At 69.7% G+C, this 23,506-nt stretch carries 16 protein-coding genes, 1 rRNA gene and 1 pseudogene; 12 read left to right on the top strand and 6 right to left on the bottom strand.

Annotation, left to right across the window (positions count from 1 at the left end):
* Positions 1-9: 9 nt before the first annotated feature.
* A complete protein-coding gene (locus tag OG568_RS25180; protein ID WP_329533206.1) occupies positions 10-978 on the top strand; it encodes an ATP-binding cassette domain-containing protein in 969 nt (322 codons plus the stop codon).
* Positions 975-1,769 carry an ABC transporter permease gene (locus tag OG568_RS25175; RefSeq protein WP_266584148.1) on the top strand — a complete coding sequence of 265 codons (795 nt, stop codon included), beginning with the start codon at positions 975-977 and terminating at the stop codon, positions 1,767-1,769. The genes OG568_RS25180 and OG568_RS25175 overlap by 4 nt, the downstream gene beginning before the upstream one ends.
* Here OG568_RS25175 and OG568_RS25170 read toward each other — a convergent pair.
* Positions 1,747-4,965: an ATP-binding protein gene (locus OG568_RS25170; RefSeq protein WP_329533205.1), complete on the bottom strand. Its 3,219-nt coding sequence runs from the start codon at positions 4,963-4,965 to the stop codon at positions 1,747-1,749. The two genes, OG568_RS25175 and OG568_RS25170, sit on opposite strands and share 23 nt — an antisense overlap.
* Positions 4,966-4,974: 9 nt before the next feature.
* Positions 4,975-5,607, bottom strand: a complete 633-nt coding sequence (locus OG568_RS25165; protein ID WP_329533204.1) for a TetR/AcrR family transcriptional regulator — start codon at positions 5,605-5,607, stop codon at positions 4,975-4,977.
* A 107-nt stretch (positions 5,608-5,714) separates the two neighbouring features.
* Here OG568_RS25165 and OG568_RS25160 point away from each other — a divergent pair, with 107 nt between their 5' ends.
* On the top strand, positions 5,715-7,226 hold the full coding sequence (locus OG568_RS25160; protein ID WP_329533203.1) for an FAD-dependent monooxygenase: 1,512 nt from the start codon (positions 5,715-5,717) through the stop codon (positions 7,224-7,226).
* 293 nt (positions 7,227-7,519) lie between these two features.
* Positions 7,520-7,759 (top strand): hypothetical protein, encoded by a 240-nt coding sequence (locus OG568_RS25155; RefSeq protein WP_329533202.1) that lies wholly within the window; start codon positions 7,520-7,522, stop codon positions 7,757-7,759.
* Positions 7,760-7,886: 127 nt separating this feature from the next.
* On the opposite strand, the gene OG568_RS25150 is transcribed toward OG568_RS25155, so the two are convergent.
* Positions 7,887-8,987: a nuclear transport factor 2 family protein gene (locus tag OG568_RS25150; RefSeq protein ID WP_329533201.1), complete on the bottom strand. Its 1,101-nt coding sequence runs from the start codon at positions 8,985-8,987 to the stop codon at positions 7,887-7,889.
* 150 nt (positions 8,988-9,137) lie between these two features.
* Between OG568_RS25150 and sigJ the strand changes: the two genes are divergently transcribed.
* The 5 genes from sigJ (at position 9,138) to OG568_RS25125 (ending at position 15,965) form a co-directional block, all read left to right on the top strand.
* Positions 9,138-10,091, top strand: coding sequence for an RNA polymerase sigma factor SigJ (gene sigJ, locus OG568_RS25145; protein WP_329533200.1), 954 nt, complete (start codon positions 9,138-9,140; stop codon positions 10,089-10,091).
* Between the two features lie 102 nt (positions 10,092-10,193).
* Positions 10,194-11,063 (top strand): PP2C family protein-serine/threonine phosphatase, encoded by an 870-nt coding sequence (locus tag OG568_RS25140; RefSeq protein WP_329533199.1) that lies wholly within the window; start codon positions 10,194-10,196, stop codon positions 11,061-11,063.
* Entirely contained in the window at positions 11,060-12,100 is a 1,041-nt protein-coding gene (locus OG568_RS25135; RefSeq protein ID WP_329533198.1) for an MASE1 domain-containing protein, read from the top strand. The genes OG568_RS25140 and OG568_RS25135 overlap by 4 nt, the downstream gene beginning before the upstream one ends.
* Positions 12,101-12,204: 104 nt before the next feature.
* Entirely contained in the window at positions 12,205-13,899 is a 1,695-nt protein-coding gene (locus OG568_RS25130; RefSeq protein WP_329533197.1) for a hypothetical protein, read from the top strand.
* 296 nt (positions 13,900-14,195) lie between these two features.
* Complete coding sequence (locus OG568_RS25125) at positions 14,196-15,965, top strand: trypsin-like serine protease (protein ID WP_329533196.1); 1,770 nt, start codon at positions 14,196-14,198, stop codon at positions 15,963-15,965.
* Positions 15,966-16,038: 73 nt separating this feature from the next.
* Here the strand turns inward: OG568_RS25125 and OG568_RS25120 are convergent, their stop codons facing one another.
* The 3 genes from OG568_RS25120 to OG568_RS25110 all read right to left on the bottom strand — a co-directional run bounded on the left by OG568_RS25120 (position 16,039) and on the right by OG568_RS25110 (position 18,923).
* Positions 16,039-16,896, bottom strand: a complete 858-nt coding sequence (locus tag OG568_RS25120) for a hypothetical protein (RefSeq protein ID WP_329533195.1) — start codon at positions 16,894-16,896, stop codon at positions 16,039-16,041.
* A gap of 195 nt (positions 16,897-17,091) precedes the next feature.
* On the bottom strand, positions 17,092-18,189 hold the full coding sequence (locus OG568_RS25115; protein ID WP_329533194.1) for a LacI family DNA-binding transcriptional regulator: 1,098 nt from the start codon (positions 18,187-18,189) through the stop codon (positions 17,092-17,094).
* A gap of 188 nt (positions 18,190-18,377) precedes the next feature.
* Entirely contained in the window at positions 18,378-18,923 is a 546-nt protein-coding gene (locus OG568_RS25110) for a DUF4232 domain-containing protein (RefSeq protein ID WP_329533193.1), read from the bottom strand.
* A gap of 336 nt (positions 18,924-19,259) precedes the next feature.
* Between OG568_RS25110 and OG568_RS25105 the strand changes: the two genes are divergently transcribed.
* From OG568_RS25105 to OG568_RS25095, 3 genes and pseudogenes are all read left to right on the top strand, one after another.
* Positions 19,260-20,672: a helix-turn-helix domain-containing protein gene (locus OG568_RS25105; protein WP_329533192.1), complete on the top strand. Its 1,413-nt coding sequence runs from the start codon at positions 19,260-19,262 to the stop codon at positions 20,670-20,672.
* Positions 20,673-20,967: 295 nt separating this feature from the next.
* Positions 20,968-21,168: pseudogene (locus OG568_RS25100) on the top strand (DNA-binding response regulator); the annotation flags it as partial.
* A gap of 601 nt (positions 21,169-21,769) precedes the next feature.
* Positions 21,770-23,295, top strand: a 16S ribosomal RNA gene (locus OG568_RS25095).
* Positions 23,296-23,506: the final 211 nt, after the last annotated feature.

Genomic DNA, 23,506 nt, shown 5'->3' with positions numbered 1-23,506 from the left:
CTCTGCGGCATGACGACGAACCAAGAACCCGCGATCGCGGCCACCGGGCTGCGGAAGTCCTACGGGGACAAGACAGTCCTCGACGGCATCGACATCCAGGTGCCCGCCGGCACGATCTTCTCGCTCCTCGGGCCGAACGGCGCCGGCAAGACCACGGTGGTCAACATCCTGTCGACGCTGATCTCCGCCGACGGCGGGCAGGCGCGGATCGCCGGGCACGACGTCACCGCCGAAGCCCAGGCCGTTCGGGGCGCGATCGGTGTCACCGGCCAGTTCTCCGCCGTGGACGGGCTGATCACCGGCGAGGAGAACATGCTCCTGATGGCCGACCTGCACCACCTCCCCCGCGCCGAGGGACGGCGGGTGACCGCCGAACTGCTGGAGCGCTTCGACCTGGTCGAGGCCGCCAAGAAGCCCGCCTCCACCTACTCCGGCGGCATGAAGCGCCGCCTGGACATCGCCATGACGCTGGTCGGCAGCCCGCGGATCATCTTCCTCGACGAGCCGACCACCGGCCTCGACCCGCGCTCCCGGCACACCATGTGGGGGATCATCCGCGAGCTGGTCTCCGGCGGCACGACCGTCTTCCTCACCACCCAGTACCTGGACGAGGCCGACGAACTCGCCGACCGCATCGCCGTGCTCAACGGCGGCAGGCTCGTCGCCGAGGGCAGCGCCGAGGAACTCAAGCGGCTCGTCCCCGGCGGCCACGTACGGCTGCGGTTCTCCGACCCGCTGGCGTACGAGCAGGCGGCGACCGCGCTGCGCGAGGTCACCCGGGACGACGAGGCATTGGCGCTGCAGATCCCCAGCGACGGCAGCCAGCGCGAGCTGCGCGCCATCCTCGACTGGCTGGACACCGCCGGCATCGAGGCCGACGAGCTGTCCGTGCACAGCCCGGACCTGGACGACGTGTTCTTCGCTCTGACCGCCAGCCCCGTACCTTCGCAGCCCGCCGACAAGGAGACCGTCCGATGAGCACCGCGACCTACGCGTTCCGCGACAACCTCACCATGCTGCGGCGCAACCTCCTGCACGCCCGCCGCTACCCCTCCCTCACCCTGAACCTCCTGCTCACCCCGGTCATCCTGCTGCTGCTGTTCGTCTACGTCTTCGGCAACGTGATGAGCGCCGGCATCACCGGCGGTCCCGCGAACCGTGCCGACTACGTCGCCTACATCGTCCCCGGCATCCTCGCCCTGACCGTGGCCATGACCTCGCTGGGCACCGCGGTGGCCGTGTGCACCGACATGACCGAGGGCATCATGGCCCGGTTCCGCACCATGGCGATCTCCCGCGCCTCCGTGCTGATCGGCCACGTGATCGGCAGCGTGATCCAGACGATGATGGCCCTGGTGCTGGTCCTGGGCATCGGACTGGCCATCGGCTTCAGGCCCGACGCGTCGCCGGTGGAGTGGATCGCGGCGGCCGGGCTGATGGCTCTGGTCAGCCTCGCCCTGACCTGGCTCGCGGTCGGCATCGGTCTGATCAGCCCCAACCCCGAGGGGGCCAGCAACATCGGAACGCCGCTGGTGATGCTGCCGTTCCTGTCCAGCGCGTTCGTTCCGGTGGACGCCATGCCGGGCTGGTTCCGCTGGTTCGCCGAGTACCAGCCGTTCTCGCCCTTCATCGAGACCCTGCGCGGGCTGCTGCTGGGCAGCGAGATCGGCGTCAGGAACGCGGTGCTGGCCGTCGCCTGGGGCCTGGGGCTGACGGTGCTGGGCTACCTGTGGTCCAAGGCGAAGTTCAACCGGGAACCGCGGAGTTGAGTTCCTGCCGGGCCGCGGCCCGCAGTTCCTCCCGCCCCAGGGCGGCGTACGTCGACCTCGCGTCGTCGTAGGCCGCCCTGTCGGCGTTCTCGGCGGCCTGCCGGGACCGGGCCCAGGACAGGGTGGGGAACTCCTGCACCGTCGGCATCCGCTCCGCCAGCGCCACCAGCCGTACGCCCGCCGGGTCGCCCCCGGCCAGCCCGGCGAAGCCGAGAGCCAGCAACGCCGCGCCGTACACCGGCAGTTCCACCGGAGACCTGTCACCCGAAGAACCCGAAGAACCCGAAGAACCCGAAGAACTCGCAGAACCGGAGGAGCCGGAGGGGCCGGCAGAACCGGAGGAGCCGGACAGCATCCCGAGGAGCCGCTCCCGCAGCTGCCCGGCCAGCGCGGCCACCGGTTCGAGCCGGCCGTGCTGCGCGTGCGCCGCCAGCGCGGCCGACTGCACCTGCAGCGCCCAGGGATCCACGAACGGATCGCCGGCGAGCAGCACGCTGTCCTGCCGGATCCGCTCCACCGCACGGCGCCACAGCCCGAGCCCGACCTCGGTCAGCCCCCGGGCCAGCGCGATCTCCGCCCGGGCCTCCAGATCGGGAGCGTAGATCCGGGCGGACTCCGGCTGCTGGTCCAGGGTCGCGAGTCCCAGCCAGTACTCCGCCTCGTCGACCTCCCCGCGCTGCAGACTGGCGAACACCAGCCCCCAGCGGACGCCGATCGAGTCCGGCCAGCCGTCGAACTCCTCGAGCGTGCGCAGCGCGGCCCGCAGATGGTCGTACGCCTCCGTGCCCCGCCCGGACTGGATGCACAGTTCGCTGATCCGCCCGTGACTGAGCAGCCGCATGGCCGGATTGCCCAGTGACCCCAAGGTGTCGGGCATCCGGCGGGCGCACTCCAGCGCCCGCTCCGGCTCGTGCTCGGCCTCCCACACGTAACTGAGGACGGCCCACGCCGTGCCGGCCAGCAGGGGCGCGTCGGATGAGGAGAGCTCCCGCAGTCGCGTGTACTGCGGCGGGCGCATGTCAGGGATGGCACACAGCACCTCGGCCATCGCCCGCACGACCGTGTCCGGCGGGGCGGGCGGCAGCCGGCGCAGGGTGACCAGTTGCCGTGCGGCGTGCGGGCCGAGACCCACGAAGAGGCCGCCCGTGCACACCGCCGCCGCGCTGCGGGCCGCCTCGATGTCCTCGGGGTTCTCGGGGCCGGGCCGGAAACGGGACAGCGGCCCGCCGGTCTCGGCACACAGGGCGACGAGCCGGGCGTAGCTGGAGTCGGTGACCCACAGGGAGGCCAGCACGGCGGTGAGCGCCGCGGTGGTGGGACCGTCGGCGCGGGCGAGCGCGTACCGCAGGGCCAGGACGAGGTTGTCCTGCTCGGCCCGCATACGGAACCACGCGGGCACCGGGTCGGCGCGGAACAGCGCGTCGTGGTGCGCCCGCCCGAAGTCCCGGGCCCAGAGCAGGAACCGGTCGGTCACCGTCTCCTCCTCGCCGGCCTCGGCGCGCCGGGCGGCACTGAACTCCCGCAGGGTCTCCAGCATGTGGAAGCGCACCCCGGCAGGACTGTCCCCCACCTTGACCAGGGACTGACCGGCCAACTGCTCCAGCAGCGTCAGCGCGTCCTCACTCTCGCCGAGCACGCGCTGGGCCGCGTCCTCGGTGAAGCCCCCGGGGAACACCGACAGCGCGCGCAGCGCGGCCCGCCCATCCGGCTCCAGCAGATTCCAGCTCCACTCGACCACGGCCTGCAGCGTGCGATGCCGCTCGGGCGCGTCGCGGGCGCCGCCGCGCAGCAGCGCGAAGCGGTCCCGGAGCCGGCGCGAGATGTCCGCCACGGACAGCACCCGCACCCGGGCCGCGGCGAGTTCGACGGCCAGCGGGAGCCCGTCCAGGTGGCGGCAGATCTGCGCCACCTTGTCGGCGGGCAGTTCCACACCGGGCCTGGCGGCCCGCGCCCGCTGCTCGAAGAGCTCGACCGACGTGGCCAGCGAAAGCTCCGGCAGGGCGTACACGGACTCCGAGGTCAGCCCCAGCGGAGCGCGGCTGGTGGCCAGCACCCGCAGCTCCTTCGACCGCGACACCAGCGCCTGTACGAGATCCGCCGCGCCGGGGATCACCTGCTCGCAGTTGTCCAGCACCAGCAGCGCGGGCCCGGCGCCCAGCGCGGCGACGATGCCGCTCACCATGTCCCCGCCCCCGCTGAACCGCCCGCCCTCCCCGGCACCGACGGCCGAGGCCACTTCGGCGGCGACGTCGTCGTCGGCGAGGACACCGGCCAGGGTGACGAAATGCACCACCGGCTGCTCGGCCGCCCGGCTCACCGCGTAGGAGAGACGGGTCTTGCCCAGCCCGCCGGGACCGACGAGCGTGACCACCCGGACCTCGCGCAACAACCCGGCCACGGCGGCGACATCGGCGTCCCGCCCCAGCAGGGGATTGGGTTCGTGCGGTACACCGTGCCGGACATGCGGCACGTCCGCCCGCACCAACTCCTGGTACACGGACCTGAGCCGGGGCCCCGGGTCGGTCCCCAGTTCGTCCCGCAGCCGATGGCGATAGGCGTCGTACCGGGTCAGCGCCGCGGCCCGGCCCGCGGTCGCGGCCTCACACCGCAGCAGCTCCGCCAGCACCTCCTCGTCGCGCGGCAGCTCCCGGGCCAGCTCGGCCAGCGGTGCCGCCGCCTCCTCCCGCCGTCCGACCCGGGCGAGCGCGAGCGCCCGCGACCGCACGAGGGAACGGTGTGCCGGGACCCGGTCGAGGCGCAGCGCCACCACCGGATCGTGCAGGTCCTCTCCCGCACCGGCGCCCACGCTCCCGTCCCACAGAGCCAGGCCCGCCTCGGCCTGCGTCAAGGCGCCCATGTGATCCCCGGCCCGTGCCCGCTCGGCGCTCGCCGCCTCGTACAGCGGCAGCGCGGAACTGTCGACCCGTGCCTCGTCCAGCGCCAGCCGGTACCCCGTCGGCGTACTGACGACCAGCTCGGCCCCCAACTGCGCCCTGAGCCGCGACACCAGGACCTGCACCGCCTTGCCCGGCCGCTCCGGCAGCTCGTCCGCCCACAGCCCCTCCACCAGCCGGCCGGCGCTGCACCCGCCGCGCAGGTCCCCGGCGAGCAACGCCAGCAGTCCGCGCAGCCGGGGCGCGGTGACCTCCTGTCCGCGATAGGCGACACGGGACAGTAGAGCCAACTCGGTGGTCATACCTGAAGATTAACCAGCGGAATGCCGGGCGGACCCGTCGGCGTGGACCTCACCGCCTTCGTGGAGCAGCGCGTGGATGGAGGCGGTGAGGTCCACGGTGAGGCGTTCCGCGCTCATCTCCGCCAGGTCGCCGGCTCGGACGACGTACCGGCTGAAGGTGACTCCGACGAGCAGCGCGGCGAGGAACGGCACCCGGTGCTCCAGCGCGTGCTCGCCCAGGAGGCGGCGGTACGTCGCCTTGGTCCGTTCCTGCATGGCCACGTACAGCTCTCCGGCGGCGCGTTCGTCCTGCCCGGCACTGCGTACGAGCGCGACGAACGTGTCGGTGCCGTCGGGCTCCTCCAGGCGGCGCACGAACTCCCGGGCGATGCGCGCGGAAAGGGGCTCGGGGGAGTCCTCGGCGAGCTCGTCGACGGACCGGGTGCCGGGAACCGCGGCGAGGAACAGGTTCTCCTTGCTGCCGAAGTGGCGCAGCACCAGCCCGTGTGTCACTCCGGCACGGCGGGCGATGTCCCGCAGGGTGGCCCGGCTGTAGCCGCGCTCGGCGAAGGCACGGGCCGCCGCGTCGAGGATGGCCCGACGGTGAAGCTCCGGATCGCGGACGCGGCGCGGCCGGTCGGAAGGAGTGTCGGCGGTGGGCATGCGTCGACCTTAGCCGGATCCGAAGAGGGATGATGAGGGATAATGACCGTTGGTCATTAGTGGCTGTGGGAATCCCAGTGAACCTCTGCACCAGGAGTTGAACCGTCATGTCGCGTCAGGCACCATCCGAGAGGTCCTCGGACCACCAGGTCGTGATCGCGGGAGCCGGCCCGGTCGGTCTCTGGCTGGCCCACGAACTCGCGCTCGCGGGCGTCCGCGTCCTCGTGCTGGAGAGGGAAGAGCACCGCGGTCCGCACTCCAGAGCCCTGGGCATCCAGCCGCGCACCATCGAAGTGCTGGCCATGCGCGACCGGCACCACGAGACCCTCGCCGCCGGCCGGCCCATCCCGAACTGGCACTTCGGCATGCTGGAGTCCCGGGTGGACTTCAGCTCGCTGCCGACCCCCTTCCCCTTCCTGCTGGCCCAGCCGCAGACGGTCACCGAGGAACTGCTGGAGCGCTACGCCACCGAACTGGGTGCGGTCGTCCGGCGCGGACACGAGGTCACGTCACTGGTCCAGGACGGCTCGTCGGTCACCGTCGAGGTGAGCGGTCCCGATGGCGCCTACGAGGTGCGCGCACCGTACGTCGTCGGTGCGGACGGCGCCCGCAGCACCGTGCGCCGGGAAGCCGGCATCGACTTTCCCGGTTCCGACACCTCGGCCTACGGATTCCTCGGCGAGGTGGTTCTCGACAACCCGCCGCGGACCCCGGGCTTCGCCGCCCTGTCCGAGGCGGGCCGCCTCCTGGTCGTCCCGGTGCCGGGCGGCAGGTTCCGTGTCACCGGATACGACCCGGCCAACCAGCGGCGCGACGTCCCCATGACGCTGGACGAACTGCGCGACGCCTCGCTGCGGATCGCGGGCACCGATTTCGGCATGCGCGACCCCTCCTGGCTGTCCCGGTTCGGCAACGCGACCCGGCTGGCCGCCGCCTACCGGAACGGCTCGGTGCTGCTGGCCGGGGACGCGGCCCACATCCACTGGCCGGCCGGCGGGGTCGGGCTGAACGTCGGGATCCAGGACGCCATGAACCTCGGCTGGAAGCTGGCCGCCGTGGTCCAGGGGCGGGCCGAAGCGGAGCTGCTGGACACGTACCACGCCGAACGCCACCCTGTCGGCGCCGAGCTGGCCGAGCACACCAGGGCCCAGGGTGCCCTGATCAGCGGGCTGACTCCGGACGTCACCGCACTGCGCGGCCTGCTGAACGAGGCCATCGCCTCCGAGCCCGCGTTCGCGCGGATGCTGGCCGGAAAGCTCTCCGGGCTCGACACCGTCTACCGGCCCGCCGACCCGGACGCGCACCCCCTGACCGGCGACCGCGCCCACGACCCCGAGGGCGAGGGTGTGTTTCCGTTGCTGCACGCCGGCCGCGCGGTGCTTCTGACCATGGGCGGCGAACCGATGGACAGCGACGTGGCCGAGCGGGCGGCGGCGGCCGGCATCTGTGTACATTCGAGCCGGCTCGCCGAGACCGGCGGACCCGCGTGGTCCGGCGTCACGGCGGCACTGATCCGCCCCGACGGGCGCGTCTGGTGGGCGACCGAACACCCCTGGTCCGAGGCGGGGTGCGCGGCCGAGGTGAGCAAGGCGCTCGACAGGCTGCCCGCGGTCTTCTGACCGTGCCGGGGCCGACCGGGCTGCCCTGCGCCTAGGACCTGCCGGCCTAAGGCCGGACCGGCATGGTGCGACCGGCGGCAGACGCCCTGTGACGCATACCGGCGGGGCGGCGGCGCCACAGAGCGAGGTGGCTCATACGACGGACTTGTACCGTTCCTAAAAACTGAGCGGGAGTGAGTCCTGTCGCCAGGACTCATGCTCAGCCGCACGTCCCGAGCGGTGTTGGGCGTGAGGCCTGTCACCGTCGGAAGTCATTGTCCTGCCTGCTTGCTCGTTCTTTTCACAGGAGCCCCATGCGCCTCAAGCAGGTCTCGCTCACCGCGGCTCTCTCAGTCGTCACTGGGCTGACCACCGCCACCGTCGGCCTCACCGGCCCGGCCGCCTTCGCGGACAGCACCGCGAAGACCCAGCTGAGTCTTACCAACGCGCTCAACCAGAAGTTCCGGGTCCGCTCCGAGTACGAGCGCAGCACGAAGGACGACACCAACCTGAGCACGTGGGGCGGCTGGCTCTACTTCACGGTCAGGGCCTGAGGCGTCGGTCCGACCCTATGTGTGCCGGAAACCGTGAACACTTAAGCGCTTAAGTGTTCACGGTTTCCGAGGAGAGTTTCCCCGCCGGACGATTCGCCAACAGCATGGGACGGCCGCGGGGGCCGGGTCAGTATCCGATGGCCTCTCGCAGAAGCAGCACAGTGCCGCGCCCTGGACGGGGTTCCGCGTTGAGGATGAGCAGGCGGTTGACGGCGCTGGGCATCCCGTACGCCGCCTGGGCGCGGGCGTTCTCCAGCGGGAGGGCGTGCTCCTCGACGCGGCGCAGCGCTGTGCTCAGGTCAGGCACCACCTTCTGCGCGCCGACGATCCAGACCGCGTGGGCGGCTCCGCCCGCGTTGGCAGGGAGTTGGCTGCCGCTGCCCGAGGCAAGGACGAGCGAGCCGGTCTCGGTGACCGCGGCGACGCTGTTGACGACGAATTCGGGGCCGGCGACCAGCCTTCGGATCTCGTCGGCGCCGGTGGCACGGTCGATGGCCAGGACGCGCGGCCTGATGGCGTCGTACCGGCCGCCGGTGTTGATGTCCTCGTCGATGCCGGACAGCCGGAGGGTCTCGCTGGCTCCGGTGAGCACGCTGGCGCCCTCGGGGACCAGGTCCTTGACGCGGGCGCGCGCGGCCGCGGCGTCGTCGAGGATCTCGGCGGCGAAGCCGCCCGCCCGCAGCGCGGCGGCCACCCGCTCCAGTCGTTCGGCCGATGCCGGGTCGGCGAAGGACGCGGCCGGAGCCGGGGTGGCCGTGGCGTCTTCCGGGTTGGTCCCGGAACCCCGCGCCGTGTGGGGCGCCGTGCCCGCCAGCGGGGAGGTGTCGAGATACCTGACCTCGTACACCCGCTCGGCGAACTTCCAGCCGTCCGCGGTGCGCTGGTAGCGGTCGTGGTAGACGGCGTAGTTCAGACCCTGGCGTCCGTCGAGGGTGCGCGCGAGTTCTTGGATGTAGGCGCGGCCGGTCGCGGTGTCGCCGTCGAGCAGGATCGTGCCGGGGTGTGTGGTCTGTACGAAGAAGTCCCACTGGCTCTGCAGCCGCTCGCCCCCGGCACGGATCTCCTCGCGGCCGACCTGCTCGGCGGGAATGTCGGGCATGCGCAGGGCACCGTCCGGTGTGAACAGCGACGCCAGGCGGGGTCGGTCGCGCATCATCGCCGCGTCGGTGAACTCGCCGCGCAGTGCCTCGATCTCGACGCGGTCCGCGATGGCCTGGAAGTCGTTCATCGAAGTCACCTCTCCGTCTCGTTGTCGTCCTCACCGGTACGACAACGCGGCCCTTCGGAATGTGAGGCGGCGCGTCGGCCTCACATTCCGATGCGCTGTCTTGTCGTACTGGGTAGAGGCACAGAGGCGAGCGAGGGAGACGGCCACACCATGACCACCAGAGCCGAGCCCGGCGACGATCAGAACGATCCGGGCCTCAGCGCGATCATGAGCGAGCGGCGCCGGCTGATCAACCTCGGCTATCGGCTCCTCGGGTCCCTTGCCGACGCCGAGGACGTCGTGCAGGAGACCTACGCCCGCTGGTACGCCATGTCCGCACGGGAGCAGCGGGCCGTCGAGTCGCCCGGCGCCTGGCTGATGACGGTCGCCAGCCGCATCTGCCTGAATCTGCTCGGCTCGGCGCGGGCCAGGCGGGAGACGTACGTGGGCGACTGGATCCCGGAGCCGCTGCCCGAGCCCACGGAATGGATCACCGGGCGCTCCGGCGTCGGCGGGATCGACCCGGCCGATCGGGTCACCCTCGACGAGTCGGTGACGATGGCCTTCCTGGTCGTCCTCGATTCGATGACCCCGGCCGAGCGCGTCGCGTTCGTCCTGCACGACGTCTTCCGCTACCCCTTCGGCGAGGTCGCCGAGATCGTCGGCCGCACTCCGGCGGCGTGCCGCCAACTGGCCACGTCCGCCCGCCGTCGCATCCGCACCGCGCAGACCCCGGCGGTCCCGAGTGCAGGGCAGGCCGACCTCGTCAGGCAGTTCAAAACGGCGTGGGAGGTCAAGGACATCGACGCCCTGATCAGCCTGCTCGACCCCGACGCCACCGCGATCGCCGACGGTGGCGGGCTGGCCGTCACCCATCAGCACCCGCTCGTGGGCGGTGAGCGGATCGCACGTGCCTACGCCGAGATCGCCCGGGTGTCGGGCGACCGCACGACATTCCTGGAATGCACGGTCAACGGCCTGCCCGGCTTGGTGGCGCAGCAGGACGGCGACATCGCGACCGTGTTCGCGTTCGAGATCGCGGGCGACCGGATCAGGCATATCTGGGCGGTGCGAAACCCCGAGAAGCTCCGTCCCTGGCGGATCGGCTGTTTTCGCTGGTCGTAGCGGCGGCAGTGCCGTGTGCCAGCAGGATGAGCTGCCTGTAACAGGGGTACCGTGAATCTGTGACCCACGTCGCAAATCCGAAAAAACACGAAGTGTGATGCCATGCCTCGCCGCCGCACCGGTTCGCCCAGTGGGACCGCAGAGCTGCTGGACACGCTTGGTGATCTCACCGGCCGGATACTGGATCGGATCAAGGTCCAGCAGGCGCGCGTGGAACTGGCTGCCGCGCTGCAGCGCCAGGTCCTCGCCGCCGAGCTGCCGGCCCTGCCCCGCCTGCACGTGGCGGGACGGTACGCGCCCGCACGGGCCGGGCTGGACATAGGGGGCGACTGGTACGACGGCTTCCTCATGCCGGACGGCTCGGTGGGATTCGTGATCGGAGACGTACAGGGCCACGATGTCGAGGCCGCGGCTCTCATGGGGCAGGTGCGCACCTGTCTGCGCGCCGTCGCCACCGCCACCACGGACCCGGCGGAGGTGCTCCGGCGCACCAACGACCTGCTCGTCGCCTTGGACTGCGGGCTGTTCGTGACCTGTTCGTTCCTGCGCTTCGACCCGGTCACGAGCGAGCTTTCCGACGCCCGCGCCGGGCATGTCCCCGCCGTCTGGGCCACGGCGGACGGCTGCTGCTACACGGTCCTGAGCGACGGCGGTCTGCCGCTGGGCATCCATGCGGGCGAGAGCTACCGGTCGACCCGCCGGCTGCTCACCGGCGTGGGCGCGTTCGTGCTGCTCACCGACGGCGTGGTGGAAGGCCCCAAGTACCCGATCGAGGAAGGCCTCGAGCGGGTGGCCGAACTGGTCGTCGGCGCCTGTCGCACCGACCCCGATGAACTGGCCGCGCAGGTGATCAAGGTGGCGGATCTCACCGGCCACAGCGACGACGCCGCGGTCCTTGTCCTTCGTTACGGAGGGCTCGGGGACGAGCGGCGTCACGGAGGGTTCCAAGAGCAGCGGCAGGGCGAGAAATGAGCGACATCCGCGGCATGTACGACCCCGGTGCGGCGCGCGGTGAGCGGCTCCGGCGGTACACCGCCGGGGCCTTGCAGGTGGCTGCCGTCACGGCCGCTTACTACGTCAGTGCCAAGATCGGGCTGCAGCAGCAACTGGTGCGAGGGCAGGTCACGCCGCTCTGGCCGCCGACCGGCATCGCTCTCGTCGTCCTGCTGCTGTGGGGCCTTCGCATGTGGCCAGGCATCGCTCTCGGGGCCTTCGTGGTGAACGTGATGCTCGGGCCGTCGATCCTCCCCGTGCTCGCCATCGCGGCCGGCAACACGCTCGCCCCGATCTGCGCCTACGTCCTCCTGCGGCGCGTGGGATTCCGTACCGCACTCGACCGGCTGCGGGACGCTCTGGCGCTGGTCTTCCTCGGGGCCCTGGGCGGGATGCTGATCAGCGCGACGCTCGGCACCGCAGTCCTGGTGGCCTCCAGCGCGCTGGCGGCCCGGGATTTCTGGCCGACCTGGTCGGTGTGGTGGACGGGCGACGCGATGGGGGTCCTGGTCATCGCGCCCTTGCTGCTGGCCGCGCGCACCGCCCGCTGGCCACGCGGCACACCTGTGCTCCGCTGGGCCGAGGCGGTGGCCCTGCTGGGCGGCACGGCCGCGGTCGCCGTGGTGGCCACGCACAGCTCGGTCGAGCTTCTCTTCCTTGTCGTCCCCTTCCTGATCTGGGCTGCCTTCCGCTTCCAGCTGGTCGGCGCCGCGCCCTGCGTGCTGATCGCTTCCGTGATCGCGATCGACGCGGGTGCCGACGGGGCGGGTCCGTTCTCCGGTCACGATCTCCTCGCCAAGATGGTCGTCCTGCAGGCCTTCAACGGCACAGTGTCACTGACGGCCCTTCTGCTCTCGGCGGTCATCACCGAGCAGAACCGCACCCTCCGGGAGATCGAAGAGGCCTGCGAGCGCCTGACGGAAGCGCTGTATCGGCTCGCGCCGGACGAGACGTTCGATCACTGGCCGTCCTCCCGCCGGGGAAGACCGGATCACCAGAAGGGGCACCGCTCTTGACTTCGGGCCCCGGTGTCCCCGGGGCCAGGGAACGTTTGTACGGTGTGGCTCTCTCAGTGACCCGGAGTGGCTGAAACCGCTCCCTCTTCTTCGGAGTCGCCACGGTGCGGTCTTCCCTGCGCGCGACCACAGCCTTGGGTGTGGTCCTCCTCTTCTCCGCCTCCGCGGCCGGGCCCGCCCTGGCTGACGACGGCCCCTCCAGTGCCGGTGCGGTCGGTGACGTGAGTGTCGTCGAGCAGACGGACTCGGTCACCGGCGCTCAGGAGACCCAGGACGCCTCGGGCGCCTACCGGGGCGATGTCCTCGTCCGCTTCACGCCGGTGGCCGACACGGGCTTCCACTTCGAGGCCGGCACGGGCAAGGCGACGTACTCCACGCGCGCCGGATCGGACGACTACAGCTCCGTGACGGTCAGCTCCGTCGGCACGGGCTACTTCAGGCTGGACACACGGAAGCTGCCGGACGGTCAGAACACCCTGGACGTCACGGTCACCGAAACCCCGGACGACACCGGCTCGGGGGCCACCGCCCAGACCATCAGCGGCACCGTCAGCCTCACGGTCACCAACCCGTCGGCGGTGTTCACCTCCCCGCAGGCGCACACGCTCGTGTGGGGGGCCACCACGTACACCGTGGACGCCCAGCCGGCGACCGACGGCTCCGCGATCGACCACGTCGACTTCTACGAGACGGCCCTGTTCACCAAGAGCAACAAGCCCCGCGCGACGGACGACACCGCTCCGTACACCTACACCAGTACGTACTCGGCCATGGCCTACCACCCGGTCGTCCAGGCCGTCACCGTCGACAAGGACGGCTACCGCTCGGCCCCGGTCTCGCTGCAGCTCACGGCCACCCCCGGCCCGACCGTCACGGCCACCACGAGTGCGCCGCGACTCGCGTACGGCGGTGCGGACTCGATGGACATCGCGTGGACGGCCGCCGTGCCGTACGGCTGGAACAGGACGGTCTCCGACCCCAAGCACTACGAGGTGTGGCTGACCAAGGAGGAGGTCGCGGTCGACGGGACGACCGTGCGGTCCTACGCCGACGGTGACACCCCGTTCTCCCCGCTCCAGGTGCAGAACGGCGGCGTCCACCACATCGACACCAGCTGGGGCGACGGCCTGGACACCGCGGCCTGGTCGGTCGGCACCCACACCGTCACGGTGACGGTGACCGACAGCACGGGTGCGGTCGGTACGGCGTCGGTGAAGGCGGTCGTGACCGCCGACAAGCTGACCGCGACCGCTCCGGGCAGCGTGGTGCTCGGCAAGAGCGTGACGGTGTCCGGCCTGCTCACTGCGGGCACCGGGAACCCGCTGGCGTACCGTACGGTCTCGCTTCAGGCCCGGCCGGCGGGCAGCACCGTCTGGAAGACGGTGGCCACCGGCACGACGAACGGCAACGGCACCATCGCGCTGACCACCAAGCCCGCCCGGAACGAGAGCCTGCGCCTGGTCGCCGCCGCCGGGACCAAACCTGTTTCGGCCGCCCTCAAGGTGTCGGTGTCGCCGCAGGTGACGCTGAAGGCGTCCGCCACCACCGTCAGGCGCGGCGCCACGGTCAAGTTCAGCGGCGCCGTCGCCTCGAAGGAGACCGGTGCCACGGTGAAGCTGCAGGTGTACCGCAGCGGTGCCTGGACGACCATCGCCTCCAAGCCCCAGTCCAGCACGGGCCAAGTCACCTTCAGCGTCAGCGAGAAGACCAAGGGCACCTTCACCTACCGGCTGCTCACCGTGGCGACGACCGGCTTCGCCGCCGCGCACAGCCCCTCGGTGAAGATCACCGTGAGCTGACCGATCTTTGCGAATTCATGTGCGGTTGTTCCGCGTTCGTTTCCCGGCTGGCCCCGGGGCCCATTCCTGATCGGTCATAAGATCGGGCGGCCGCCGGGCGGGGAACAAACTTTCGGGAACGTGTCGGTCCCGAACCAGTTGGCGGTATCCGCGAGCTGCCGTCGGCCGGCGGCTTTCTCCCTGTCCGCGTGCGAGAAAACCCCTTTCACTGACGGGAGACCTGAGTGTTCTCTGCCCACAGGGCCAACGGGGGCGCAAGACGCAGGCGACGGGCGCGGAGAGTCGTTCCCGCCGCCGTGGCGCTTGCCGCCGCCCTCGCCGGCGCCCTCACCTTGGCGTCCGCCCACGCTTCCCCCGCCCCCGCCGCCGCTCCCTCGCCGGCACGGGCGGCAGTCCCCTCACAGGCCCAGCTGACGGCCCGTGTGAAGGGCGCACTGCGGACCGACCAGGCCTCGCAGACGCGGTCCAAGCCGTCCGCGACCACCGCGACGCCGACCGCCACACCCTCCGCCTCCGCCTCCACGACGTCCACCGTCGACCCGAAGGTCATCGGCGGTACGGAGACCACGATCGCCAAGGCTCCGTGGATGGCGCAGCTCTGGTACTACGACGACAAGGGCACCAGCGACACCTCGGACGACACCGGCTTCTTCTGCGGCGGCTCGGTCGTGTCGCCGACGAAGATTCTCACCGCCGCGCACTGCGTCAAGGGCTACGACTGGAACGCCAACGGCACCATCGTCACCGGCACCGCCCAGCTGCCGACCGACAACAGCGACGGTTCGGTCGACCTGCACGGAGGCACCGTCTCCGGCGCATGGCGACAGTGGAACCACCCGTCGTTCAACACGACCACGGTCGACAACGACATCGCGGTCCTGACGCTGCCGAACCCGGTCAGCGCCAAGCCCATCAACATCACCACGTCGAACGACACCTCCTCCTACACGGCGGGCACCAACGCCACCCTGTACGGCTGGGGCCGCACCAGCTCCACCAGCGGCGACATCGCGCAGACGCTGCGCACCGCGACCCTGCCCATGGTCGCGGACGCCACCTGCTCCAGCACCTACACCACCGACTTCGTCGCCGGCCACATGGTCTGCGCGGGCACCCCGGCCACCGGCTCGGACAGCGGCACCGTCGCCGCCTGCAACGGTGACTCGGGCGGCCCGCTGATCGTCGACGGCAAGATCGTCGGCGTGGTCTCCTGGGGTGTCGAGGACTGCGTGGCATCCGGCTCGTACAGCGTCTTCACGAAGGTCAGCACGTACGTCGGCGCGACCTCCCCGCGCCTCGACGACACCGACCTGAGCGGCGACGCCATGGCTGACCTGTTCGTGCGCCGCGCGTCCGACAACACCGGCTTCGAGTACGACTCCAAGGGCACGTCCTTCGCCACGCGGATCTCCTGGGGCTCCTACACCGACAAGAACGTCGTCCTGCAGACCGACCTCAACCGGGACGGCTACCAGGACCAGATCATCCGCCGCGCCTCCACCGGCGCCGTCTACTGGCGGCACTACATCCCGGCGAGCGACAGCTGGACCACGACCCTGGTCTTCGGCGACTGGTCAACCCGTACGAAGATCGTCGCACCGGGCGATGTCACCGGCGACGCCCTGCCCGACCTGCTCTCGGTGACGGCGAGCGGAATCCTGTACGTCTACCCGGGCCTCGGCAACGGCACCTTCGGCTCGCCGGTCGCGGTCGGCAGCGGCTGGAACCAGTACAACCAGCTGCTCGGCCACGGCGACTTCACCGGCGACGGCAAGGCCGACCTGATCGCCCGCAGCAGCAGCAACTCCTACGTCTACCTCTACCCGGGCACCGGCAAGACTGGTTCGGCGGCGTTCGGCGCCCGGATCCAGGTCCGTACGTGGGGCCAGTTCAACGCGTTCGACGCCGTCGGCGACATCACCGGGGACGGCAGGGCCGACCTCGTCGCCCGCACCCCGGCCGGCACGCTCTATCTGTACCCGGGCACGGGCAAGGCCACGTCCGACATCTTCGGCACCCCTGTGACGATCGGCACCGGCTGGCAGCAGTACAACCTCTTCGGCTGACGGCCGACCGCCGCCGGACAACACACGGCCCCCAGGTCGCTGACCTGGGGGCCGTGTCCGGAGCGGGTGAGGCTCAGTGGTCGTCGCGGATGGTGGTCGCGATGCCGTTGCTGATCACGACCTCCGCGCTGAAGCCCTTCTTGGCGGCCTTCTCCAGTTGGGCCTCGGTGCACTCGATGCCGCCCTCACCGCCCGTACCCGTGTTCACGGCATCGCAGATGTCGTCGTAGCCCAAGATCTTGGTGTCCTCGGCGACGAGGAACTCCTGCTCGGTGCCCTTCGTGTCGGAGACCGTGTACTTGCCCGGCGCCAGGTAGGAGACGTTGCCGAACCAGGTTCCGTTGACGCCCTTGCCCTTGTTGACGCCCTCGACGACGGTCTCACCGGAGCCGGAGCCGGAGCCGGAGCCGGAGCCGGAGCCGGAGCTGGACGACGAGCCGGAGCCCGAACCCGACCCGGATGACCCGGATGACCCGGACGACGACCCGGAGCCGGTGCCCTGCTGGCCGGCACGCCGCTCGGTCACCAGGGTCGCTATCCCCTTCTTCATCTCCACGTCGGCGTTCACGGCGCCCTTCTTGGTGGCCGCCTCCAACTGGTCCAGCGTGCAGGGCGCGTCCACCTTGGACCCCGACACGCCGCATATCGTGCCGACGCCGTAGACCTGGGTGGCGTCGGCCACCAGGAACTGCTGGTCGTCCTTGCCCGCCGCGGACACGATGTACTTGCCCGGGGCGAGATAGGTGACCTTGCCGTCCTTGAACGTACCGCTGACGCCCTTCGAGTCCGACGCCTTCTCCGCGTCCGCCGTCGCGCCCGTTCCGCTCTTGCCGGACGAGCTCGCATCGGTGCCGTTCTGGCACGCCGTCATCAGCAGCCCGGCGGTGATCGCGGCAGTGGCGACAACGGCCTTGCGCAGGTGGCGGTTCATCAGGGGAGGTTCCTTCCGAGGGGTGCGGGTAGCAGGGGCGCCGGCGGCGATTCCGCCGGCTTCCCGTCTTGCAGTGGCCATGAGGAGCCGCAGAGCCCCGAGGTCACGGCCGTCCGTCCTTCAGGACACCGCCGTGGCACAGCCGTGACGCCGCAACACATCAGGGGAGGGAGAGCAGGTCCCTACGGACCGTTCTCAGGGACGGACAGGCGGCGGTCCGGTCGTCGGGCCCGGACGGAAGACACAGCCGATGAGTGGTTCTCGCGCGTCTTCGCCCGCGATGAGTGCGGTGAGCAGTCGTACGGCGGCGGCGCCCAACTGGGGTCGGGGGATGTCGAATCCGGTCGGCAGGGGTTCGCTGGCCAGGTCGGAGGGTGGGCTGCCGAGCAGGGCGAGGGACACCTCGGTGGGGCAGTGGAGGCCCGCCTCGCGTACGGCGGAGAGCAGGCCCCGCCAGGCCGCTCCGGTGTCGGTCTCCTCCGCGACGAAGGCCGTCACTCCTTCGTCGGCCCAGGCGCGCAGCCGTTCGGGCGTGAGGTCGCGCAGTGGATCGGCGGACCGGAAGACGGTCGCGGGCCCGGCCGGCAGGCCCGCTGCTTCCAGTCCTTCCAGGAAGCCGCGCTGGCGGTCCGCGGAGGCGGGCGCGTCGTCGTCCTCGCGGACGAGGATGATCCGCCGGTGCCCCGACCCGGTCAGGTGGCCCACGACGTCACGGGTGGCTTCGACGTAGTCCGCGCCCACCCAGGCCACGCCGTCCAGTTCCTCGCGGCGGCCCAGGTGTACGACCGGGAAGCCGTCCTCGACGAGCCGTTTGAGCTCGGCGCGGGGGGTGTGCCGGCCGAGGAAGAGACAGCCGTCGGCGAGCCGGACCCGGCTCAGGGCGTCGGGGACCGTGGCCCCGGCCCCGCCGGTGCTCGATCCGGTGAACAGGACCAGGTCGTAGCCGAGTGCCGCCGCCTCGTGCTCCACGCCGACCAGGAAGGGGTAGTAGGAGTGCTGGACGTCGGTGGGGAAGGTGGCGGTGAAGCTGAAGACGCCGAGGAGGTTGTTGCGGGCGGCGGCCAGGCGGCGGGCGGCCGGGTCGGGCACGTAGCCGAGGCTGCGGGCCGCTTCCAGGACCCGTCGGCGGGTCTCTTCGGAGATGATGCGTGCCTTGCCGTCGGGCTTCGGGGAGAGCACCAGGGACACGGTCGCCTGGGACACTCCCGCGAGCCGGGCCACCTCGGCCTGCCGGGGCCGTGACGTACGCCCGGCCGGAGCGGGCGTCCGCCCGGGCCGCTTCCTGGGTTCCACAGTGACTTCCCCCTGGTAATGCGTATTAGGTAATGCGCATTATCGGAGACTGTACCTCCCCGCCCAGCGGGTCAAGGCCCGGGGCGGACGCACCGCGGTGTCGCCGCCGCCGACGGCACCGCGCCCCCGGTGAAGGCGGGAAGCCCGGTGCGGCCGGACGGCGGCTGTGTCGTGGGGCGCCTGGGCGGTTACCAGGAGAGAGCGTCCGCCGCGTTGTCCTGCCAGTAGGTGACGGTGGCGGCGCTGTTGAAGAAGACACCGCCGTTCGGCAGCTTCAGGGTCTTCTCCGTGTTGGTCGCATTGCCCTGCCTGTTGGCGAAGATCACGCCCAGGGTCTTCTCCTTGCCGCCGCCTTCGCCGTCGGGGGAGTACGTCGTGATGCCCGCGTACGCCGACTGGCCGGGCTCGAGCACCAGCACGGCCTGCGGAGTGGTCTCGTCAGCCCACGGCAGCGGGGCCTGAGCGTCGGCGCCGGCCCTCAGGAAGGGGGCGCTGTAGGCGTAGCAGGGCTTGGTGCCGGTGTTGGTGGCCTTGAGCAGCAGGTGGTTGATCGGGCGGGACACCTCGGCGACGGTCACCTTGGTGTTCGCCGTGGTGCAGGTGACGACCGAGGAGGCCTTCTGGGGGGCGGCGGAGGCGGTCTGCCCGGCGGCCTGGATTCCGGCGAGTGCGAGGGCGGCGACGACCATGGAGGAGGCGGCCGTGCGGGAGACGAAACGGGTGGCGATACGCATGAACGGACTGCTTTCTCTGAACATCAGGGATCTGGACATCAGGGATCCGGACACCAGGAAGATGATCTTCCGGTTGTGATGTGTGCCGGTCGGGCTTGTCTTGGTCCTGCTGTGTGGGGTGCGGGTGGGCACGCCAGAAGTGCGGGCCATGAAAGCGGAGTTGAACGGGGCCGAGCACCGTGTCCGGCGAGGTGCCGTGCTTGGATGGCCCAAGCCTGCGCCACGCGGCGTCCCATCTGCCATTCCATCGGGAATTTCGGGACGCCGGGATGCGCGAACCGGATCTGACCTGGGGAATCGTGACTTTCCTGGGATGTCGAACGGAATGGGGGACTGGTGGGGGCGGCTGAGGAGATCGCTGAATTCGCGGCGCTGCTGCGCGAGTTGAAGCAGCGATCCGGGCTGAGTTACGAGGTTCTGGCGAAGCGGGCGCACATGAGCACCTCGACGCTGCACCGGTACTGCAAGGGGGAAGGAGTGCCGACCGACTACGCGACCGTCTCCAGCTTCGCCCGGGTGTGCAAAGCGACTCCCGAGGAACTGGTCGAGTTACACCGGCGCTGGGTCCTGGCTGACGCAGCACGGGAACGCGCCCGGCGGGCCGCGGCGGACAGGAGACCGGACTCCGCGGACCGCGCCGGAGCGTCCACGTCCGACTCAGGCCCGGAACCACGCTCCGCGCAGGCACGCACAGACCAACCCCGGCCGGAGGCCGTGTCGGACACCCCGCCCCTGCCCGCACCCGCACCCGCGCCCACATCCAGGACCGAGCCCGGGGACCCTCCCGGGTCCGTCGCCGAACCGTCGTCGGAGGCGGTTGTCCTCGCCCGCCGCACGCCGACACTCATCCGGACCGCCCGCAGGCGGTGGGCCCTGATCGCGGCGAGCACCGCCGTCGTCGTCGCCGTGTCCACCGGGCTCACGGTCGGCCTGAAAGGCGGGGGGACGGAGGCGGACCTGTCGGAGAACGGCCGTCCGACCGACACCATGACCTCCTCCGGACAGCCGGCCTCCGCCGCCTCCACGCCGCACCCATCGGCGTCCATGTCCCCCTCCGTGCCACCGAGCCGTTCTCCGGCCCCCGGAACGCCCGACGCCAAGCCGACGGCACACAGCACTGACACGGGCCGCCCTCAGGACAGCGATGAGGTCCCGCTGACGGTGGCCACCCGCACCTATGCCTGGGACGACCCGCAGTGCGAGGGGAAGTATCTGATCAACCGGCCTCCCGGCGAAGTCTCGCCACCGGTCATGGGGCAGGACGTACCGGGCTGGGTGAAGGCGCACGGCGCCATCGCCGCTGACGGGCAGCGGGTGGCACTGACCGTCCAGGGCACCGGGGACGAAACCGTCGTCATCGAGTCCATGCACGTCCGTGTGGTCAACTCGAGCGAGCCCCCGGCCTGGAACGCATACCTGGGGTCGTCGGGCTGCGGCGGAGGAGTGGAGACGAGGTCGTTCGACACGGACCTCGACGCCGGTCACCCCACCATCGTGCCGAAGGCCGGCCAGCGAGGTCTCCCCTACAAGGTCAGCCAGTCCGATCCCGAGGTGCTGTACATCACCGCCCACGCCAGTGCCCACGATGTGAACTGGTACGTGGAGGTGCAGTGGTCCAGCGGCGGCCGTCAGGGAATGATACGGATCGACGACCACGGAAAACCGTTCCGCACCAGCGGCAGTCGGGGCCGTCCCGTCTACGAGTACCTGGTCGGCGGCACCGAGTGGTTCAGCGTGGCGGAGAACTGAGCTCGGCCTACGGGGGCGCCCGCGAGCCGGTGCTCACGGCCTGGGGGGCCGAGTGGCGTCGGCATGGTGGCAACCGGGTCATAGGAGCGCAGGTCCAGCCAGTACCCGAACAGGCCGAACAGCAAGACCCGCTGTAGCCGACACCGCCGCTCAGCGGCTCACCCCACCCGCCCACCAAGGAGGGACACCACCGCTCGCGGTGAACCAGACCACCAGGGATGACGGCGGACACCAGTTGTCCTTCGACGGCGAAGCCAGTCGTGTGCGGCCCGCTGATCTGGGCCGACCGGGTTGGCGGTACGCGGCGGACCCGCCGTCCGCGAACAGCTCGGGGATCGGCCACCTGCTCAAGCAACGGGTCGCAGATGTCGAGGAGTACGCCGACTGCCTGCGGCGGGTGGCCGCGGGCGGCACCGCGCCGGACCCGCAGGTGGTCTCGCAGCCGCTGGCGCGTCGCCACAGCGATCCGCTGGACCGGCTCACCCCGCGAGAACGCGGAGACCCTGGCGTGACCTGCGCGCTCCACGGCCCGGAGAGAAGCTTGACGCTCGCCAGGGAGATCTGTAACATGAACAAGTTGCCTCGGGCCGTGACGATTCTGTAGCGGAACTCACCGCCACTCAGGTGACAGAACAAACCACTGGCACGGTCTCCCAAGCGGGACTGAATTCAGGCATGCCTGCATGCGTGAATTCAGCTCCATCCGCCTCGATTATGAGCGGCCGGGAGAATCCGCTAGAGTTTGAGACGCCAGACCGGCCCAACGACCGGGAAGGCACCCCTTCCGACAGGAAAGTCAGACATCGAAAGAGTCTGATAGAGTCGGAAACGCAAGACCGAAGGGAAGCGCCCGGAGGAAAGCCCGAGAGGGTGAGTACAAAGGAAGCGTCCGTTCCTTGAGAACTCAACAGCGTGCCAAAAATCAACGCCAGATATGTTGATACCCCGTCTCCGGCCGATCGGCTGGGGCGAGGTTCCTTTGAAAAAGTCCTGCCGGGCACTGCCTGGTAGGCGCACAGCGAGGACGCTGTGAACCGGGAGGATTATTCCTCTTCCTGGTTCCGCTCTCGTGGTGTCGTCCCGATTACGGGAAAACATTCACGGAGAGTTTGATCCTGGCTCAGGACGAACGCTGGCGGCGTGCTTAACACATGCAAGTCGAACGATGAAGCCCTTCGGGGTGGATTAGTGGCGAACGGGTGAGTAACACGTGGGCAATCTGCCCTTCACTCTGGGACAAGCCCTGGAAACGGGGTCTAATACCGGATAACACCTGCCTGGGCATCTGGGTGGGTTAAAAGCTCCGGCGGTGAAGGATGAGCCCGCGGCCTATCAGCTTGTTGGTGAGGTAGTGGCTCACCAAGGCGACGACGGGTAGCCGGCCTGAGAGGGCGACCGGCCACACTGGGACTGAGACACGGCCCAGACTCCTACGGGAGGCAGCAGTGGGGAATATTGCACAATGGGCGAAAGCCTGATGCAGCGACGCCGCGTGAGGGATGACGGCCTTCGGGTTGTAAACCTCTTTCAGCAGGGAAGAAGCGAGAGTGACGGTACCTGCAGAAGAAGCGCCGGCTAACTACGTGCCAGCAGCCGCGGTAATACGTAGGGCGCAAGCGTTGTCCGGAATTATTGGGCGTAAAGAGCTCGTAGGCGGCTTGTCACGTCGGGTGTGAAAGCCCGGGGCTTAACCCCGGGTCTGCATTCGATACGGGCTAGCTAGAGTGTGGTAGGGGAGATCGGAATTCCTGGTGTAGCGGTGAAATGCGCAGATATCAGGAGGAACACCGGTGGCGAAGGCGGATCTCTGGGCCATTACTGACGCTGAGGAGCGAAAGCGTGGGGAGCGAACAGGATTAGATACCCTGGTAGTCCACGCCGTAAACGGTGGGAACTAGGTGTTGGCGACATTCCACGTCGTCGGTGCCGCAGCTAACGCATTAAGTTCCCCGCCTGGGGAGTACGGCCGCAAGGCTAAAACTCAAAGGAATTGACGGGGGCCCGCACAAGCAGCGGAGCATGTGGCTTAATTCGACGCAACGCGAAGAACCTTACCAAGGCTTGACATACACCGGAAACGGCCAGAGATGGTCGCCCCCTTGTGGTCGGTGTACAGGTGGTGCATGGCTGTCGTCAGCTCGTGTCGTGAGATGTTGGGTTAAGTCCCGCAACGAGCGCAACCCTTGTTCTGTGTTGCCAGCATGCCCTTCGGGGTGATGGGGACTCACAGGAGACTGCCGGGGTCAACTCGGAGGAAGGTGGGGACGACGTCAAGTCATCATGCCCCTTATGTCTTGGGCTGCACACGTGCTACAATGGCAGGTACAATGAGCTGCGAAGCCGTGAGGCGGAGCGAATCTCAAAAAGCCTGTCTCAGTTCGGATTGGGGTCTGCAACTCGACCCCATGAAGTCGGAGTTGCTAGTAATCGCAGATCAGCATTGCTGCGGTGAATACGTTCCCGGGCCTTGTACACACCGCCCGTCACGTCACGAAAGTCGGTAACACCCGAAGCCGGTGGCCCAACCCCTTGTGGGAGGGAGCTGTCGAAGGTGGGACTGGCGATTGGGACGAAGTCGTAACAAGGTAGCCGTACCGGAAGGTGCGGCTGGATCACCTCCTTTCTAAGGAGCACTTCTTACCGATCCCTTCGGGGTGAGGTCAGAGGCCAGTACATCAGCGAATGTCTGATGCTGGTTGCTCATGGGTGGAACGTTGATTATTCGGCATCTTCAGTCATCTCAGGCTGTGAGTACTGCTCTTCGGGGCGTGGAAAGCTGATCATGGGTGGCGGGGATGCCGGGCACGCTGTTGGGTGTCTGAAGGTACGGCCGA

This window comes from Streptomyces sp. NBC_01450 (assembly GCF_036227505.1).
Lineage (GTDB): Bacteria > Actinomycetota > Actinomycetes > Streptomycetales > Streptomycetaceae > Streptomyces.
This window is presented reverse-complemented; position numbering and strand designations above follow the sequence as displayed.

Coding starts and splice junctions, on each gene's coding strand:
- OG568_RS25180 (WP_329533206.1), top strand. CDS start 10: ATGACGACGAACCAAGAACCCGCGATCGCGGCCACCGGGCTGCGGAAG.
- OG568_RS25175 (WP_266584148.1), top strand. CDS start 975: ATGAGCACCGCGACCTACGCGTTCCGCGACAACCTCACCATGCTGCGG.
- OG568_RS25170 (WP_329533205.1), bottom strand. CDS start 4,965: ATGACCACCGAGTTGGCTCTACTGTCCCGTGTCGCCTATCGCGGACAG.
- OG568_RS25165 (WP_329533204.1), bottom strand. CDS start 5,607: ATGCCCACCGCCGACACTCCTTCCGACCGGCCGCGCCGCGTCCGCGAT.
- OG568_RS25160 (WP_329533203.1), top strand. CDS start 5,715: ATGTCGCGTCAGGCACCATCCGAGAGGTCCTCGGACCACCAGGTCGTG.
- OG568_RS25155 (WP_329533202.1), top strand. CDS start 7,520: ATGCGCCTCAAGCAGGTCTCGCTCACCGCGGCTCTCTCAGTCGTCACT.
- OG568_RS25150 (WP_329533201.1), bottom strand. CDS start 8,987: ATGAACGACTTCCAGGCCATCGCGGACCGCGTCGAGATCGAGGCACTG.
- sigJ (WP_329533200.1), top strand. CDS start 9,138: ATGACCACCAGAGCCGAGCCCGGCGACGATCAGAACGATCCGGGCCTC.
- OG568_RS25140 (WP_329533199.1), top strand. CDS start 10,194: ATGCCTCGCCGCCGCACCGGTTCGCCCAGTGGGACCGCAGAGCTGCTG.
- OG568_RS25135 (WP_329533198.1), top strand. CDS start 11,060: ATGAGCGACATCCGCGGCATGTACGACCCCGGTGCGGCGCGCGGTGAG.
- OG568_RS25120 (WP_329533195.1), bottom strand. CDS start 16,896: ATGAACCGCCACCTGCGCAAGGCCGTTGTCGCCACTGCCGCGATCACC.
- OG568_RS25110 (WP_329533193.1), bottom strand. CDS start 18,923: ATGCGTATCGCCACCCGTTTCGTCTCCCGCACGGCCGCCTCCTCCATG.